The following is a 529-nucleotide window of genomic DNA, read 5'->3' as shown; positions in this document are numbered from 1 at the left end:
TAGGGTCAGGATGCATTGATTTCGCGGGAACAGCATGATTCACGGCTTTGAAAACGGAGCGGTGACATGAGCGATCTCTTCTGGCTGACCGACGCGCAGATGGCACGCCTGGCCCCTTTCTTCCCCAAGCCTCATGGTAAGCCTCGGGTCGATGACAAGCGGGTTTTGAGCGGGATTATCTTCATCAATCGCAATGGCTTGCGTTGGCGCGATGCGCCGAAGGAGTATGGTCCGCACAAGACGCTTTACAGCCGGTGGAAGCGGTGGAGCGAGAAAGGCATCTTCGCGCGGATGATGGCAGGTCTGGCCGCTGAGCACGGCGAAGAGAAGACCGTGATGATCGACGCGACATATCTCAAGGCCCATCGAACGGCGACCAGCATGGCCGCCAAAAAGGGGGGCGTGGTCGTCTGATCGGTCGAACCAAAGGCGGCATGAACACCAAGCTGCACGCCATCTGCGACAGTCAGGGGCGACCGATCGACTTGTTCGTCACCGCCGGACAGGTCAGCGATTACATCGGCGCGCG

The 529-nt window shown here is 59.4% G+C and carries 1 pseudogene; it reads left to right on the top strand.

The annotated features are described in order from the left end of the window. Positions 1 to 66 precede the first annotated feature (66 nt). A pseudogene (locus tag FHD68_RS18840) lies at positions 67 to 529 on the top strand (IS5 family transposase); the annotation flags it as partial.

The organism is Paracoccus marcusii (assembly GCF_006151785.1).
Classification (GTDB): Bacteria; Pseudomonadota; Alphaproteobacteria; order Rhodobacterales; family Rhodobacteraceae; genus Paracoccus; species Paracoccus marcusii.
Note: the sequence above shows the minus strand (reverse complement) of the source record. Positions and strands in the feature narration are given on the sequence as shown.